Genomic DNA, 16,907 nt, shown 5'->3' on the forward strand with positions numbered 1-16,907 from the left:
ATGGATCGTAGGAGCCCCCAAACAGGCGTGGCGAGGGTTTTGGATAAAGACAGGTAGCAACGAAAAAAACCAAGTAGTCCCAGTAATTGCCCCTGGCCGAAGGCAGGTACACACCAAGTAGCACGGACCGCGGGAGGCGGCCTACGCAGGTCTCACCCAGCCCATCCACTAGACTTGACCGGTGTCTAGATTATTTGGAACTGATGGTGTCCGGGGGCTTGCGAACGGTCTGCTGACTGCGGAGCTGGCTATGCAGCTGGCCCAGGCGGCCGCCGTCGTGCTCGGCCACGACCGCAACTCCAACGGCTCGCGGCCCCGCGCCGTGGTGGCCCGTGACCCGCGCGCCAGCGGTGAATTCATCGCCGCCGCAGTGGAGGCCGGGCTCTCGAGCTCGGGCATCGACGTCTACGACGCCGGCGTCCTCCCCACCCCTGCGGCGGCCTACCTGGTGGCGGACCTCGACGCCGATTTCGGCGTCATGATCTCCGCCTCCCACAACCCCGCACCGGACAACGGCATCAAGTTCTTCGCCCGCGGCGGCCAAAAGCTCCCGGACGACGTGGAAGACGCCATCGAGGCGCAGATGTCCAAGGAGGCGGCCCGCCCGGTGGGCGCCGACGTCGGGCGCATCCAGCGCTTCTCCGACGCCGAGGACCGCTACATCGTGCACCTCCTGCGCACGCTCCCGCACAACCTCGAAGGCCTCAAAGTGGTCCTGGACTGCGCGAACGGCGCCGCCAGCGGCTGCTCCCCGCAGGTCTTCAAGGATGCCGGCGCGGACGTCGTCGTCATTGGCGCCGAGCCCGACGGCCACAACATCAACGACGGCGTCGGCTCCACCCACCTGGGCCCCCTCAAGGAAGCCGTGGTCAAGTACCAGGCGAACCTGGGCATCGCCCACGACGGCGACGCCGACCGCTGCCTCGCCGTGGACCACGAAGGCAACGAGGTGGACGGCGACCAGATCATGGCCATCCTCGCCATCGCACTCCAGAAGTCCGGCAAGCTCAGGGACGACGTCCTCGTGGCCACCGTCATGAGCAACCTCGGCCTTAAAATCGCCCTCCGCCAGGCCGGCATCAGCATCCGCGAAACTGCGGTGGGGGACCGGTACGTCCTCGAGGAAATGCGCGACGGCGGCTACAACCTGGGCGGCGAACAGTCCGGCCACGTGATCTTCTCCGACTATGCCACCACCGGCGACGGCGTGCTCACCGGCCTGCAAATCGCAGCCCAGGTGGCCCTCACCGGGAAGCCGCTCAAGGAATTGGCCACCGTGATGACCAAGCTCCCGCAGGTCCTCATCAACGTCAAGGGCGTGGACCGCACCAGGGTGGGCAGCAACGACGTCCTGGCCCAGGCCGTCGCCGCCGCGGAGGCAGCGCTCGGCGAAACAGGCCGCGTCCTGCTCCGTCCCTCCGGCACCGAACCTGTTGTACGCGTCATGGTGGAAGCCGCGGACGAAGAGACAGCGCAGTCCATCGCCGAACACCTGGCCCAGGTGGTCCGCAGCGAACTTGCGCTGGAACTGGCCTCGAACTAGGCGCAGCAAAAAGAACGGCCCGCCTCCCCGCAGGGGAGACGGGCCGCTCTGCGTTGGTCAGAGGGCTTAGGGCGTGCGGCTCTTCAGCGCGTCCCGGATCTCGGTAAGGAGCGCAACCTGCGGGTCCTCGGCGGCGTCCTTCTTCACGTCCTTGTTGATCCCCAGCCGGCGGTTGCGGCGCTCGATCATCAGGTTCATGGGCATCACCACCACAAAGTAGATGGCCGCGGCGATCAGCAGGAAATTCACCACGGCAGTCAACAGGACGCCGAACTCGATGGCGTTGCCGTTCAGCTCCACTCTGGCGAAGCTGTCGAAATTCGGCGCGCCCACCAGGCCGGAGACGAAGGGCATCAGCACCTTGTTCACCAGCGCCGTCACCACCGCGCCGAACGCGGTACCCATGACAACGGCGACCGCCAGGTCCACCACGTTGCCCTTCATGATGAAGTTCTTGAATCCATTAAGCATGGAAACCAACCTAGCGCACCGGCATTACAGGTACGCGGGCGCCGCCTCCAGGCCGAAGTACTCCTCCAGTGTGCCGATGCCGCGGTTCGCCATGTCCGTGGCCGCCTCCACGCCCACATACCGCAGGTGCCACGGCTCGTAGTAGTACCCCGTGACGGGGTGCAGCATCCACGGGTACCTCACCACGAACCCGAACCGGTAGGCGTTCGCCTTCGCCCACACCGCCGCGGGCTGGTCCGCGAAGCACGGCTGGAAGCTGCACGCGCCGCCGCCGTCGCCAATGTCGAACGCCCATCCCGTCTGGTGTTCGGAATGGCCCGGCCTGGCGCTGGCCGTGTCGGCGTCGGCCTGTCCCCGTGCCGCCACATACCCGTTGTACGTGGTCACCTGCGTGCCGTACGACCGGTAGCCGCTGGCCAGGACCACCGCCACGCCGTCCCGCGCGGCAGCGGCGAACATCGCCTCCGCCGCAGCCGCCGTCGTGCTGTTCAGCAGCGCCGCCTCACCCGAAGCGGAGATTGCGACGGCGGGACGCACCAGGTCAGCCGGCGCATAGTCCGCGGGCGCCAGCGGACGGTGCTTGTTCACGATGACCCACTGGCTCGCCGGGTCGCTCAGCGAAAACTGCCGCGCCAACGCTGCCGAGGGCGGCGGCGCCGGGGACGGCACGTCCGGTGACTGGCCCACCGTGGCGGCATCCGGCGTCGCGCCCGGCAAAGCCGATCCGCCAGCAGGGGAGGGGGCGGCAGGGGAAAGACCAGCCGACGACGGCACCGCCACGGGTGCCTCCGGCGCGCAGGCTGACAGGACAGTCAGCCCGGCGCCGGCAGCGAGGAAGCGGGCGAAGCTGCGGCGGCTCGGGGAACCGCAGTCATGGCACACCTGTGCTACACCTTCCGCAGGAGCATGCGGCGGATCGAGTGGTCCGCGTCTTTGGTGAGCACCAGCTGCGCGCGTCCCCGCGTCGGCAGGACGTTCTCCTCCAGGTTGGGCTCATTGATCCGCTTCCAGATGTCCCGGGCGGTGCTCTCCGCCTCTTCGTCCGAGAGCGTGGCGTAGCGGTGGAAGTAGGACTCCGGCTGGGCGAACGCCGTGCTCCGCAGCTTCCGGAACCGGTCCACGTACCACTCCTCGATATACGAGGTCTTGGCATCCACGTAGATGGAGAAATCGAAGAAGTCGCTCAGCGCCAGGCCCTGCCGCCCGTCATGCCGCGGCCGGGCCGGGGCCAGGACGTTCAGTCCCTCCACAATCAGGACGTCCGGACGGCGGACCACCACTTCCTTGCCGGGGACGATGTCGTACGTGACATGCGAGTACCAGGGCGCCCGGACCTCCTCCGCGCCGCTCTTGATCTCGCTGACGAACCGCAGCAGCGCCCGCCGGTCGTAGGACTCGGGGAAACCCTTCCGGTCCAGCAACTGCCGGCGCTTGAGCTCGGCCAGGGGATAGAGGAACCCGTCCGTGGTGATCAGCTCCACGTTCGGGGTGCCGGGCCAGCGGCGGAGCATCTCCCGCAGCACGCGCGCAATGGTCGACTTTCCCACGGCAACGGATCCGGCAACGCCGATGACGAACGGGGTGCGCTGGGTCTGCTCCCCCAGGAAGGTTGTGGTGGCCGCATGCAACTGCCCCGCGGCTTCGACATACAGGTGCAGCAGCCGGGACAGCGGGAGGTAGACATCCCGGACCTCGTTGATGTCCAAGGGGTCGCCAAGACCACGAAGGCGCAGCACGTCCTCTTCATTAAGGGGCTGTTCCATCTGGGCTGCGAGCCGGGACCAGGTTTGCCGGTCCAGCTCCACGAACGGCGAGGCACCCTCCCCGTTCGCTTCGTTGCGTTGCGAAGTCACGCTAAAGATTCTGCCCCGCTCCCGCGCCATCACGAAATGACGGTCCTGTTCAGCGCGGCGGTCCCGGTCACGAGCCTGCCGCGCCCGGACCAGGAACGCACACGGCGCTGACGTGCCCGTTTAGCAGCAACAGGCACGCTCCCGATAGTCTTGTGCCTATGTGTGGAATCGTGGGATACGTAGGCCGTTCGTCTGACGGTGCAATTAAGGGTCACAGTGCTTTGGATGTTGTCCTTGAGGGGCTGCGCCGCCTGGAGTACCGCGGGTACGATTCCGCCGGTGTGGCGGTGGTGTCCGAAGGGACCATCGAGTCGCGGAAGAAGTCCGGGAAGCTGACCAACCTCCTGGCCGAGCTGGAAGCCCGGCCGCTGCCGGCAGCCACCACCGGGATCGGGCACACGCGCTGGGCCACCCACGGCGGCCCGACGGACCGCAACGCGCACCCGCACCTGTCCGACGGCGGCAAGCTCGCCGTGATCCACAACGGCATCATCGAGAACTTCGCCGAGCTGAAGCTTGAGCTGCTGGAAAAGGGCGTCACGTTCATTTCTGAAACGGACACGGAGGTCGCCGCGGCGCTGCTGGGTGACATTTTCCGGAACAAGCTGGGCGGCGTCACCGCCGACGGCGGCCTGACCCGCGCCATGGAGCTGGCCTGCCAGCGCCTCGAGGGCGCCTTCACGCTCCTGGCCGTGCACGCCGACCAGCCGGACGTCGTGGTGGCCGCGCGCCGCAACTCGCCGCTGGTGGTTGGCCTGGGCGACGGGGAGAACTTCCTCGGTTCGGACGTGTCCGGCTTCATTGACTACACCCGCCGCGCGGTGGAACTGGGCCAGGACCAGATCGTCACCATCACCGCGGACACGGTGGACATCACCGATTTCTACGGCAACCCGGCCTCCGGCAAGGAATACCACGTGGACTGGGACCCTGCCTCTGCTGAAAAGGGCGGCTTCTCCTCGTTCATGGAGAAGGAAATCCACGACCAGCCCGACGCCGTGGCGCAGACCCTGCTGGGCCGCTCGGACATCAAGGGCAAGCTGACCCTGGACGAGCTGCGGATCGATCCCGAGCTGTTGAAGAAGGTCGACAAGATCATCGTGCTGGCCTGCGGCACCGCCGCGTACGCCGGCACCGTGGCCAAGTACGCGATCGAGAACTGGTGCCGGATCCCCACGGAGGTGGAGCTGGCGCACGAGTTCCGCTACCGGGACCCGATCCTGAACGAGAACACCCTGGTGGTGTCCATCAGCCAGTCCGGCGAAACCATGGACACCCTGATGGCCGTCCGCTACGCCCGCGAGCAGGGCGCCAAGACCATCTCGATCTGCAACACCAACGGCTCCACCATCCCGCGTGAATCCGACGCCGTGCTCTACACGCACGCGGGCCCGGAAATCGCCGTCGCCTCCACCAAGGCGTTCCTGGCCCAGATCACCGCCGCCTACCTGCTGGGCCTGTACCTGGCGCAGCTGCGCGGGAACATCTTCTCCGGGCAGATCAAGGACGTCCTGGCGGACCTGAACAAGATCCCGGCGAAGATCCAGACCATCCTGGACAACGCCGGCCCGCTGCGTGAGCTTGCGCGGAGCATGGCGGACGAGAAGTCGGTGCTGTTCCTGGGCCTGGCACGTGGGCTACCCGGTGGCGCTCGAGGGCGCGCTGAAGCTCAAGGAAATCGCCTACATCCACGCCGAAGGCTTCGCCGCCGGTGAGCTCAAGCACGGCCCGATCGCCCTGATCGACGAAGGCCAGCCGGTGTTCGTGGTGGTCCCGTCCCCGCGCGGCCGCGACTCGCTGCACTCCAAGGTGGTCTCCAACATCCAGGAAGTCCGCGCCCGCGGCGCCCGGACCCTGGTCATCGCCGAGGAAGGCGACGAAGCCGTCAAGGCCTACGCCGAGCACGTCTTCTACGTCCCCGAAACGCCCACCCTGCTGATGCCGCTGCTCACCACCGTGCCGCTGCAGATCTTCGCCGCCGAACTCGCCGCCGCCAAGGGCTACGACGTGGACCAGCCGCGCAACCTCGCCAAGAGCGTCACTGTCGAGTAACCGCTGTAGACGCAAAACCCCGGGCCCAGCGGCCCGGGGTTTTGCACGTTAAAGTCCAGCTTTTGCGCTGATGGCGGACACCGGCCGCCACCGGCGCGCGGCGGCTTTCGCCCGCGGGCGCCACCGTAGAATAAGCCGCATGATCGTTGGCATTGGCGTAGACGTTGTAGACATCGAGCGGTTCGGCCGCCAGCTTGAGCGGACACCGGGCCTCCGGGACCGTTTGTTTGTTCCCGCCGAACGGGAACTCAACACCCGGTCCCTGGCCGCCCGGTTCGCCGCAAAGGAAGCGGTGGCCAAGGTCCTGGGCGCCCCCGCAGGCATGAACTGGCAGGACTGCTGGATCGGCCTGGACCAGAACGGCCCCACCGTCCAGGTCAAGGGAACGGTGCTGGCGGTCGCAGAGGCCAAGGGCGTCAAGCGCTGGCACCTGTCCATCAGCCACGACGGCGGCATCGCCACGGCCACGGTACTGGCCGAGGGCTGACCCGGCCGGGGCTGCAGGAGGGGACACCATGATCAGCGCCTACACCGGAACGCAGGTCCGCGCAGCCGAGGAGCCCCTCCTGGCTTCCGGACTCGGCGACGTCCTCATGCACCGGGCCGCGCACGGCCTGGCCAACGCCGTCGTCCATGAACTCAAGGCACGCGGCGCCCGCCTGAACGGTGCCGGCATCGCGGTGCTGGCGGGCAAGGGCAATAACGGCGGCGATGGCCTGTACGCCGCTGCTTTCCTCGCCGCCCGCGGAATGCGTACGACGGCGGTCCTCACCGGAGATGCCGCCCATCCGGACGGCCTGGCGGCATTTGAGCGTGCCGGCGGCCGGGTGCACCGGCTCACCGAAGCTGCACTTCCGGACCTTGCAGCCGAAGCCGGCCGGGCCGACGTCGTCATCGATGCCATCCTTGGCACCGGAGCCAAGGGCGGGCTCCGCGGACTTGCCGCGGACCTGGTCCGTGCCATTACCGACGGCAACGGCCGGGGCCTCGTGGTGGCGTGCGACCTTCCCAGTGGCGTGGACGCCGACACCGGCGAGGCTGCCGCCCCGGTCCTGCCCGCGGACCTGACTGTCACGTTCGGGGGAGCCAAGGCCGGCCTCCTGGCTGACCCCGGGGCAGACCATGCGGGCCGGGTGCTCGTGGTGCCGATCGGGATCGAGGAGCACCTGCCCCGGCCTGCGCTGCGCCGGCTGGGGGACGACGAACTGGCCCAGCTCCTGCCGCACCCCGCCCGGCGTGCCCACAAGTACTCCCGCGGCGTGCTGGGAGTGGTGGCCGGCTCCGAGGACTACCCGGGCGCCGCAGTCCTGGCCTGCCGGGGCGCGCTGGCCGCAGGTGTGGGCATGGTCCGTTACCTCGGGCCGCCATCGGTGGCGGACCTGGTGCGCCAGGCCTGCCCCGAGGTGGTCTGCAGCACCGGAACCGTGGCCGAAAACCGCGTGCAGGCCTGGCTGGTGGGTTCGGGCATCGGACCGCGCGACCACGAACAACTCACCCGCGCACGGGAGGCAATCGTGTCGGAGCTTCCGGTCGTTGCCGACGCCGGAGCCCTGCCCGCACTGCCGGCCATGCTCGCCCCGCACGTCGTGCTGACCCCGCACGCCGGCGAGCTCGCGTCGCTGTTCCAGCGGCTGGGCCACGGGGAGGACCGGGAAGCGGTGGAAGCCGGCACGCTCGCCGCTGTCCGCCATGCCGCCGAACGTACCGGCGCCACCGTCCTGCTCAAGGGCGCCACCACGCTCGTGGCCGCGCCCTGGGGTACCACCTTCAGCCAGGCGGACGGCACTCCGTGGCTCGCTACGGCAGGCAGTGGGGACGTGCTGGCGGGCGTCATCGGTGCGCTGCTCGCCCAGGCGGGGCACGACGTCGAACCTTTCCGGGCCCTGGGCATCGACGACGACGACCGCTGGGCTGCGCTTGCCGCGCTGGGGGCGGCGCTGCACGGACGTGCCGGAACGGCGGCGTCCGAAAGAGCCGCCGGCGGTCCGATCGCCGCCAGCGGAATCGCGAATACTATACCCGAAACGTGGGGTAAGGTCAGCATGCTTAGTAACTCTGGAGCCCGGAAACGTAAAAGTCACAGCCAACCACTACGGTAGGCATTAGTTCGCACCAGCAGCAGGGGCGTTCCGATGCCCTCTGCTGCTGACCAACAATGAGGAGCACGATGGAAGTCTGGCCTGGAAACGCCTACCCGCTGGGAGCTACCTTTGACGGCACCGGCACCAATTTCGCCCTGTTCAGCGAACAGGCGGAGCGGGTTGAACTGTGCCTCCTGGCCGACGACCTGACCGAGACCCGCATTGAGCTCACCGAGGTGGATGGCTACGTCTGGCACTGCTACCTGCCGCACATCCAGCCCGGCCAGAAGTACGGCTACCGGGTGCACGGACCGTACGACCCCGCAAGCGGAAGCCGGTTCAACGCGAACAAGCTGCTGATGGACCCCTACGCCAAAGCCATCCAGGGCCAGATCGACTGGGACCAGGCACTCTTCTCCTACGAGTTCGGCGATCCCGACTCCCGCAACGACGCGGACTCGGCACCCCACACCATGCACGGCGTGGTCATCAACCCGTTCTTCGAGTGGGACGGCGACCGCCAGCTCAAGGTTCCCTACCACGAGTCCGTCATCTACGAGGCCCATGTCAAGGGCCTGACCGAGCTGCACCCCGAGATCCCCGAGGAGCAGCGCGGCACGTACGCAGGCGTGGCGCACCCGGCCGTGATCGAGCACCTGAAGAAACTCGGCGTCACGGCGATCGAGCTCATGCCCGTGCACCAGTTCGTCAACGACGGCACCCTCCAGGAGAAGGGGCTGAGCAACTACTGGGGCTACAACACCATCGGCTTCTTCGCCCCCCAGAACACCTACAGCTCCACCGGCGACGTGGGACACCAGGTCCAGGAGTTCAAAGCCATGGTCCGCGACCTGCACCGCGCTGGCATCGAGGTAATCCTCGACGTCGTCTACAACCACACCGCCGAAGGCAACCACCTGGGCCCCACCCTGTCCTTCAAGGGCATCGACAACCAGGCCTACTACCGCCTGGTGGACAACGACCTCAAGCACTACATGGACTACACCGGCACGGGCAACTCGCTCAACGTCCGGCACCCGCACTCCCTGCAGCTGCTGATGGACTCCCTGCGCTACTGGGTGACGGAGATGCATGTTGACGGTTTCCGCTTCGACCTCGCCTCCACCCTGGCCCGCGAGTTCTACGACGTCGACAAGCTGTCCACCTTCTTCGAACTCATCCAGCAGGATCCCGTAGTTTCCCAGGTCAAGCTCATCGCCGAACCGTGGGACGTCGGACCCGGCGGCTACCAGGTGGGCAACTTCCCCCCGCAGTGGACGGAGTGGAACGGCAAGTACCGCGACACCGTCCGCGACTTCTGGCGCGGCGAGCCTTCCACCCTGGGCGAATTCGCGTCCCGCCTGACCGGCTCCGCCGACCTCTACGAAAGCTCCGCCCGCCGTCCGGTGGCCTCGATCAACTTCGTCACCGCCCACGACGGCTTCACCATGCGGGACCTGGTCTCCTACAACGAGAAGCACAACGAGGCCAACGGCGAAGGCAACAACGACGGCGAATCCCACAACCGGTCGTGGAACTGCGGCGCCGAAGGGGACACCGACGACGAGAAGGTGCTGACCCTGCGCGCCCGCCAGCAGCGGAACTTCATTGCCACGCTGCTCCTGTCGCAGGGCGTTCCGATGGTGCTGCATGGCGACGAACTTGGCCGCACGCAGCAGGGCAACAACAACACGTACTGCCAGGATTCCGAGCTCAGCTGGGTGCACTGGGAAGCCATGGACCAGCCCCTTGTCGAATTCACCGCATTTGTCAGCAAGCTCCGGCACGACCACCCCACGTTCCGCCGCAGCCGTTTTTTCGACGGCCGGCCGGTGCGCCGCGGCGAAGGCGAAAAGCTGCCGGACATCGTGTGGCTGAAGACCGACGGCACCGAAATGCTGCCCGAGGACTGGGGGAGCGGCTTCGGCCGGACCATCGGCGTGTTCTACAACGGCGACGGCATCCAGGAGCAGGATTCCCGCGGCCGCAGGATCACCGATGACAGCTTCATCATGGCCTTCAACGCGCACGACGACGTGGTGGACTTCTGCCTTCCCTCTGACGAGTACTCGCAGTACTGGGAAGTCCTGGTTGACACCGCGGCCCAGGCCGACGCCTACGAACCGCTCAAGGCCGGGGCCACGCTGAGGCTGGACGCCAAGTCCATGGTGGTGCTTCGCGCCTACTCCGGCCCCGAGGCTGAGGTGGAGCTTTCCGCGGCCGCATCCCTGGCCTCCATGGCGGAGCAGGAAGAAGCCCAGGAGGAAATGGTGGAGGCCCAGACCAAGGCAGCCGAAGCCAGCGAGGCCAGGGCAACCAAGGCGGCGGAAGCAAGCGAGGCAAAGGCGACCAAGGCATGAGGACGCCCGCCTCGACCTACCGCCTGCAGATCCGGCGCGGTTTCACCCTGTTCGACGCCGCCGAAAAAGTGCCCTACCTGAAGGACCTCGGCGTGGACTGGGTGTACCTGTCACCCATCCTGACCGCGGAGCAGGGCTCGGACCACGGCTACGACGTGACCGACCCCTCGGCGGTGGACCCGGAACGCGGCGGCCCCGAGGGCCTGCTGGCCCTGTCCAGGGCCGCCCGCGAACACGGCATGGGCGTCCTGGTGGACATCGTCCCCAACCACGTTGGCGTCGCCACGCCTGTCCAGAACCCCTGGTGGTGGTCCCTGCTGAAGGAAGGGCAGGGCTCGCCCTACGCCGAGGCGTTCGACGTCGACTGGGACCTGGGCGGCGGCAAGGTCCGGCTTCCCATGCTGGGCTCGGACGCCGACCTGGACAAGCTGGAAATCAAGGACGGCGAACTCCGGTACTACGACCACCGGTTCCCGCTGGCCGAAGGCACCAACGCGGAAGGTGATTCCCCGCAGGACGTGCACAGCCGCCAGCACTACCAGCTGATGGACTGGCGCCGCGCCGACGCCGAGCTGAACTACCGGCGCTTTTTCGCCGTCACAACCCTCGCGGGGATCCGGGTGGAGGAACCCTCGGTCTTTGATAAGGCCCATGCCGAGGTGGGCCGCTGGTTCACCGAGGGGCTCGTGGACGGGCTCCGGGTGGACCACCCGGACGGCCTGGCCGATCCTGCCGGGTACCTCCGCTGGCTCAAGGACCTCAGCGGGGGCGCCTACATCCTGGTGGAAAAGATCCTCGAACCGGGTGAGGTCCTGCCGCAGGAGTTCGCCTGCGAAGGCACCACCGGGTACGACGCTCTGGCGGACGTGGACCGGGTCTTCATCGACCCCGCGGGAGAGCAGGCGCTGGATGCGCTGGACGCTTCACTGCGGGGGACGTCCGGGCCCGCGGACTATGCAGAAATGATCCGCGGCACCAAGCGCATGATCGCCGACGGCATCCTGCGCTCAGAGGTGCTGCGGCTGGCCCGGCTGGTCCCCGGGTCCTACGGGCTTGAGCTGGACCAGGCAGCAGACGCCATCGCGGAGATCATCGCCTCCTTCCCGGTATACCGGTCCTACCTGCCCGTGGGCGCCGAAATCCTCAAGGAAGCGTGCGAGTCAGCGGCTGCGCACCGTCCGGACCTGGAGGTTGCGGTAGGAACGCTCCTTCCCCTGCTCCTGGACCCCGCCAACCCCATCGCCATCCGCTTCCAGCAGACCTCCGGCATGGTCATGGCCAAAGGCGTGGAGGACACCGCGTTCTACCGTTACACCCGGCTGGGCACCCTGACCGAAGTGGGCGCCGAACCCACCGAATTCGCCGTGTCCCCCGAGGAGTTCCACCAGCGGATGCAGCGGCGGCAGCAGGACCTGCCGCTGTCCATGACCACGTTGTCCACCCATGACACCAAGCGCAGCGAGGACGCCCGGGCCAGGATCTCGGTCATCGCCGAGCTTCCGCAGGAATGGGCGGAAACCCTGGAAACGCTGCGCGGCCTTGCGCCGATACCGGACGGTCCGTATGAGAACCTGCTGTGGCAGGCGATCGTCGGGGCGTGGCCCGCGAGCCGGGAACGGCTGCAGGGGTACGCGGAAAAGGCGGCCCGCGAGGCCGGCAACTCCACCAAGTGGACCGACCCCAACGAGGACTTCGAATCCAAGGTGCAGGCCGCCGTCGACGCAGTCTTCGACAACGCCCAGGTCGCCAAGGTGGTCGAGGACTTCGTGGCCCGGATCGACGCCTTCTCCGCCGTCAACTCCGTCGCCGCCAAGCTGGTCCAGCTGACCATGCCCGGCGTGCCGGACGTCTACCAGGGCAGCGAGTTCTGGGAACGGTCGCTGACGGACCCGGACAACCGGCGTCCGGTGGACTTTGCGGCCCGCCAGGCAGAGCTGGCAAAGCTCGACGCCGGCACGTTGCCGGCCGCGGGCACAGAGTCCAGCAAGCTCCTGGTCACCTCCCGCGCCCTCCGCCTACGCCGGGACCGGCCCGAACTGTTCCAGGGCTACGCTGCGGTGGCAGCCACCGGAGCGGCTGCCGGACACCTGCTGGCCTTCTCGCGCGGTGCCGGCGCGTCCCCGGGTGCCCTCACCCTGGCCACGCGGCTCCCCGCCGGACTGGAAGCCGGGGGCGGCTGGCGGGACACCGCCGTCGAACTTCCCACGGCCATGCGTGACGAACTCACCGGGGCCGTGTACGGGCCAGGCCCTGTTTCCGTGGCGGAGGTCCTGGGTACCTACCCCGTGGCCCTGCTGGTACCCGTGGATGGAGAAAAGGCATGACCCTGGTCAACGTTGGACCTGAGCGCTTTGATGTGTGGGCGCCGGCCGCCGAGTCCGTCATCCTGCTGGCCGATGACCGGCGGTACCCCATGCGGAAGAAGGAGACGGCACCCGGTTCTGAAGGGTGGTGGACGGCACCGGACGCCCCTGCTGACGGCGCCGTGGACTACGCCTACCTGCTGGACGGCGACACCACCCCCATCCCGGATCCCCGGTCCCGCCGGCTGCCGGACGGCGTCCATGAACAGTCGCGGACCTACGATCCCGCCGCCTACGCGTGGCAGGATTCCGGCTGGCGCGGGAAGGACCTGCAGGGAGCGGTGATCTACGAGCTGCATGTGGGCACCTTCACGCCGGCGGGAACCCTGGACGCCGCGGCAGGCAAGCTGGGCTACCTTGCGGACCTCGGCATCGACTTCGTGGAACTCCTGCCGGTCAACGGCTTCAACGGAACCCACAACTGGGGCTACGACGGCGTCCAGTGGTACACCGTGCACGAAGGCTACGGCGGCCCGGCCGCGTACCAGCGGTTCGTCGACGCTGCCCATGCGGCAGGACTGGGCGTCATCCAGGACGTGGTGTACAACCACCTGGGGCCCAGCGGCAACTACCTGCCCAAGTTCGGGCCCTACCTCAAGCAGGGCGACGCCAACACGTGGGGCGACTCGGTCAACCTCGACGGGCCCGGCTCGGACGTAGTGCGCGAATACATCCTGGACAATGCAGCGCTCTGGCTGCGGGACTACCACGTGGACGGGCTCCGGCTCGACGCCGTGCATGCCCTGCGCGACGAGCGGGCGGTGCACATCCTGGAAGACCTGGGAGCCCTGGGAGAAGCCATCTCGGCGGAGACTGGGCTGCCCAAGACGCTCATTGCCGAATCGGACCTCAACAACCCGCGCCTGCTTTATCCCCGGGACGCCAACGGGTACGGCCTTGCGGGGCAGTGGAGCGACGACTTCCACCACGCCGTCCACGTCAACGTCAGCGGCGAAACCACAGGCTACTACTCGGATTTCGAATCCCTTGGCGTGCTGGCCAAGGTGTTGAAGGACGGGTTCCTGCATGACGGCAGCTACTCCAGCTTCCGCGGCCGGCACCATGGCCGGCCCATCGATGCCTCGCTGGTGCACCCGGCGGCTCTGGTGGTCTGCAACCAGAACCACGACCAGATCGGCAACCGGGCCACGGGGGACCGGCTCTCGCAGTCGCTGTCCTACGGGCAGCTGGCCGTGGCCGCGGTCCTCACGCTGACCTCACCTTTCACGCCGATGTTGTTCATGGGCGAGGAGTTCGGGGCATCCACACCCTGGCAGTTCTTCACGTCCCACCCCGAACCGGAGCTTGGAAAGGCCACCGCGGAAGGGCGCATCAAGGAGTTCGAACGCATGGGGTGGGATCCCGCCGTCGTGCCTGATCCCCAGGATCCGGAAACCTTCCGCCGGTCCAAGCTGGACTGGGCAGAGGCCGGCAGCGGTGAGCATGCCCGGCTCCTGGAGCTCTACCGGTCACTGACCGCCCTCCGCCGCTCGCACCCGGAGCTGGCCGGGCTGGGGTTCGGTGGGACAGAGGTGTCGTACGACGACGATGCGGGCTGGATGCGGTTCCGGCGTGGACCAGTCGAGGTACTGGTGAACTTCACCGACGCCAAAGTCCGCCTCGACGCCGCCGGAGATGTCCTCCTGGCAACGGACGAGGCCGTCGGACTGGACGGTGGGTCGCTCGCCCTCGCGCCCTGGAGCGCCGCAATCCTCAAGTCCTGACCATCCACGTCTTCTGGCTAAAAGTTTCGCCGCGGGTACTGCCCGCGGCGAAACTATTTCGCCGGCGCCTGTAGCGCGGGTCACAACTGGCAGGATGGAACGTATGACTTATTCAGCAGCGGAGAACCGCTACGAATCCATGCCCTACCGCCGCGTCGGCCGCAGCGGCCTCAAACTCCCAGCCATCTCCCTGGGCCTGTGGCACAACTTCGGGGACGACAAGCGGTTTGACGAACAGCGCGCCATCCTGCGCCGCGCCTTTGACCTTGGCGTCAACCACTTCGACCTCGCCAACAACTACGGGCCGCCGGCCGGATCGGCCGAAACCAACTTTGGCCGGCACCTGCGTGACGATTTCAAGCCCTACCGTGACGAACTCGTCATCTCCACTAAGGCCGGCTACTACATGTGGCCTGGCCCGTTCGGGGAATGGGGCTCCCGCAAATACCTCATTTCCAGCCTGGACCAGTCCCTGCAGCGCATGGGCCTGGACTACGTGGACATCTTCTACAGCCACCGGCCGGACCCCGAAACCCCGCTGGAAGAAACCATGGGAGCCCTGGACTACGCCGTCCGTTCGGGCAAGGCACTCTACGCCGGCATCTCTTCCTACACGCCGGAGCAGACCCTCGAAGCTGCAAGGATTCTCAAGGAACTTGGCACCCCGCTGCTGATCCACCAGCCCAGCTACTCCATGCTCAACCGCTGGACCGAGGACGGCACCCCCAACCTGTACGAGGCCCTGGACCAGGTGGGGGCCGGTTCCATCGCCTTCTCGCCGCTGGCGCAAGGCATGCTCACCGACCGGTACCTCAACGGCATTCCCGCCGATTCCCGGGCCGCGCAGCAGAAATCCCTGGACCAGGGCCTGATCACCGAGGAGAAGCTGGAACGGATCCGCGGCCTGCATGCGATCGCCGAAGGCCGCGGCCAGTCCCTGGCCCAGATGGCCATCGCCTGGATCCTGCGGGACCAGCCCAAGGGATCGCCTGTCACGTCCGCCCTGATAGGAGCCTCCAGCGTGCGGCAGTTGGAGGACAGCCTCTCCGCCATCAACAACCTCGGCTTTACCGACGAGGAGCTCAACGCCATCGATGAGTTCGCCGTGGAATCGGACATCAACCTCTGGAAGCAGAACGCCTGACGGCTGTCGCCTTAGGGACGCTTTCTTACATGCGGGACCGGGCGCACGGCGCCCGGTCCCGCTGCGTTGGGTAGTATGAAAAGGCGCCGCGCGGCGCCGTGCCAGCCGGCCGCCGTCGTACTTCCTGCGAAGCCATACCCGGCCGGCTGACGTTCGTCCCAAAGGAGTTCCGTGTCTTCACATCCGATTCGTGTTGCAATCGTTGGCGTGGGTAACTGCGCCGCCTCGCTGGTCCAGGGCGTTGAGTACTACAAGGACGCCGACCCGAAGGCCACCATTCCGGGCCTGATGCATGTTGAGTTCGGCCCGTACCACGTGGGTGACGTGGAGTTCGTTGCCGCGTTCGACGTCGACGGCAAGAAGGTTGGCCACGACCTGTCCGCGGCGATCCTGGCGAGCGAGAACAACACCATCAAGATCGCCGATGTCCCGCCGACCGGTGTCACGGTCCAGCGCGGCCACACCCTGGACGGCCTGGGCCGGTACTACCTGGAGACCATCGAGCAGTCCACCGAGGAGCCGGTCGATGTGGTCCAGGCTTTGAAGGATGCCCGGGTCGACGTGATGGTCTGCTACCTGCCCGTCGGGTCCCAGGAAGCGGCCGAGTTCTACGCCCAGTGCGCCATCGACGCCGGGGTGGCGTTCGTGAACGCCCTGCCGGTTTTCATTGCCGGGACGAAGGAATGGGCGGACAAGTTCACCGCCGCCGGCGTACCGATCGTGGGCGATGACATCAAGAGCCAGATCGGTGCCACGATCACGCACCGTGTGATGGCGAAGCTGTTCGAGGACCGGGGCGTTACCCTGGACCGGACGTACCAGCTGAACGTCGGCGGGAACATGGACTTCAAGAACATGCTCGAGCGGGACCGGCTGGAATCGAAGAAGATCTCCAAGACCCAGGCCGTGACCTCAAACGTCGAGGCGGAACTGGCTGCCAAGGATGTCCACATTGGCCCGTCCGACTATGTGCAGTGGCTTGATGACCGGAAGTGGGCGTTCGTGCGCCTCGAAGGCCGCAACTTCGGTGACGCACCCGTTTCGCTGGAGTACAAGCTGGAGGTCTGGGACTCGCCGAACTCCGCCGGCGTCATCATCGACGCCATCCGCGCCGCCAAGATCGGCCTGGACCGCGGCATTGGCGGCCCGCTGCTCTCCGCATCGAGCTACTTCATGAAGTCCCCGCCGGAGCAGTTCAACGACGACCTCGCCCGTGAAAAGGTCGAAGCCTTCATCCGAGGCGACCTGGAGCGCTAACCGCTCACAGCTTTTACCCGAAGCGCTCCCTCACCTCCTGGTGGGGGAGCGCTTGCGTT

General features: G+C 67.2%; 11 protein-coding genes and 1 pseudogene. 9 read left to right on the top strand and 3 right to left on the bottom strand.

The window, feature by feature from the left end; translation table 11 throughout:
• The first annotated feature begins 181 nt into the window (after positions 1 to 181).
• Entirely contained in the window at positions 182 to 1,543 is a 1,362-nt protein-coding gene (gene glmM, locus AC2JAJ_RS13960; RefSeq protein WP_486415438.1) for a phosphoglucosamine mutase, read from the top strand.
• 66 nt (positions 1,544 to 1,609) lie between these two features.
• On the opposite strand, the gene mscL is transcribed toward glmM, so the two are convergent.
• From mscL to coaA, 3 genes are read right to left on the bottom strand one after another with little or no spacing between them, the layout of a single operon-like run.
• Positions 1,610 to 2,014, bottom strand: coding sequence for a large conductance mechanosensitive channel protein MscL (gene mscL, locus AC2JAJ_RS13965; protein WP_221386503.1), 405 nt, complete (start codon positions 2,012 to 2,014; stop codon positions 1,610 to 1,612).
• Positions 2,015 to 2,038: 24 nt separating this feature from the next.
• On the bottom strand, positions 2,039 to 2,896 hold the full coding sequence (locus AC2JAJ_RS13970) for a M15 family metallopeptidase (protein ID WP_486415437.1): 858 nt from the start codon (positions 2,894 to 2,896) through the stop codon (positions 2,039 to 2,041).
• A gap of 5 nt (positions 2,897 to 2,901) precedes the next feature.
• Positions 2,902 to 3,897: a type I pantothenate kinase gene (gene coaA, locus AC2JAJ_RS13975; protein WP_221386505.1), complete on the bottom strand. Its 996-nt coding sequence runs from the start codon at positions 3,895 to 3,897 to the stop codon at positions 2,902 to 2,904.
• A gap of 128 nt (positions 3,898 to 4,025) precedes the next feature.
• On the opposite strand from coaA, the pseudogene glmS reads away from it, so the two are divergent.
• The 8 genes and pseudogenes from glmS (at position 4,026) to AC2JAJ_RS14015 (ending at position 16,848) form a co-directional block, all read left to right on the top strand.
• A pseudogene (gene glmS, locus AC2JAJ_RS13980) lies at positions 4,026 to 5,919 on the top strand (glutamine--fructose-6-phosphate transaminase (isomerizing)).
• Between the two features lie 139 nt (positions 5,920 to 6,058).
• Positions 6,059 to 6,406: a holo-ACP synthase gene (locus AC2JAJ_RS13985; RefSeq protein WP_018760400.1), complete on the top strand. Its 348-nt coding sequence runs from the start codon at positions 6,059 to 6,061 to the stop codon at positions 6,404 to 6,406.
• Between the two features lie 28 nt (positions 6,407 to 6,434).
• A complete protein-coding gene (locus AC2JAJ_RS13990) occupies positions 6,435 to 8,018 on the top strand; it encodes an NAD(P)H-hydrate dehydratase (RefSeq protein WP_486415436.1) in 1,584 nt (527 codons plus the stop codon).
• Positions 8,019 to 8,086: 68 nt separating this feature from the next.
• On the top strand, positions 8,087 to 10,360 hold the full coding sequence (glgX, locus tag AC2JAJ_RS13995) for a glycogen debranching protein GlgX (RefSeq protein ID WP_486415435.1): 2,274 nt from the start codon (positions 8,087 to 8,089) through the stop codon (positions 10,358 to 10,360).
• The gene (gene treY / locus AC2JAJ_RS14000; RefSeq protein ID WP_486415434.1) at positions 10,357 to 12,684 is read left to right on the top strand and encodes a malto-oligosyltrehalose synthase; all 2,328 of its coding nucleotides are present in this window, start codon (positions 10,357 to 10,359) and stop codon (positions 12,682 to 12,684) included. Before glgX ends, treY begins: the two co-directional genes overlap by 4 nt.
• The gene (treZ, locus tag AC2JAJ_RS14005) at positions 12,681 to 14,447 is read left to right on the top strand and encodes a malto-oligosyltrehalose trehalohydrolase (protein WP_501053166.1); all 1,767 of its coding nucleotides are present in this window, start codon (positions 12,681 to 12,683) and stop codon (positions 14,445 to 14,447) included. The genes treY and treZ overlap by 4 nt, the downstream gene beginning before the upstream one ends.
• A 103-nt stretch (positions 14,448 to 14,550) precedes the next feature.
• The gene (gene mgrA, locus AC2JAJ_RS14010) at positions 14,551 to 15,591 is read left to right on the top strand and encodes an L-glyceraldehyde 3-phosphate reductase (RefSeq protein WP_486415433.1); all 1,041 of its coding nucleotides are present in this window, start codon (positions 14,551 to 14,553) and stop codon (positions 15,589 to 15,591) included.
• A gap of 171 nt (positions 15,592 to 15,762) precedes the next feature.
• The gene (locus tag AC2JAJ_RS14015) at positions 15,763 to 16,848 is read left to right on the top strand and encodes an inositol-3-phosphate synthase (RefSeq protein WP_221386512.1); all 1,086 of its coding nucleotides are present in this window, start codon (positions 15,763 to 15,765) and stop codon (positions 16,846 to 16,848) included.
• Positions 16,849 to 16,907: the final 59 nt, after the last annotated feature.

This window comes from Arthrobacter sp. MOO21, assembly GCF_057369995.2.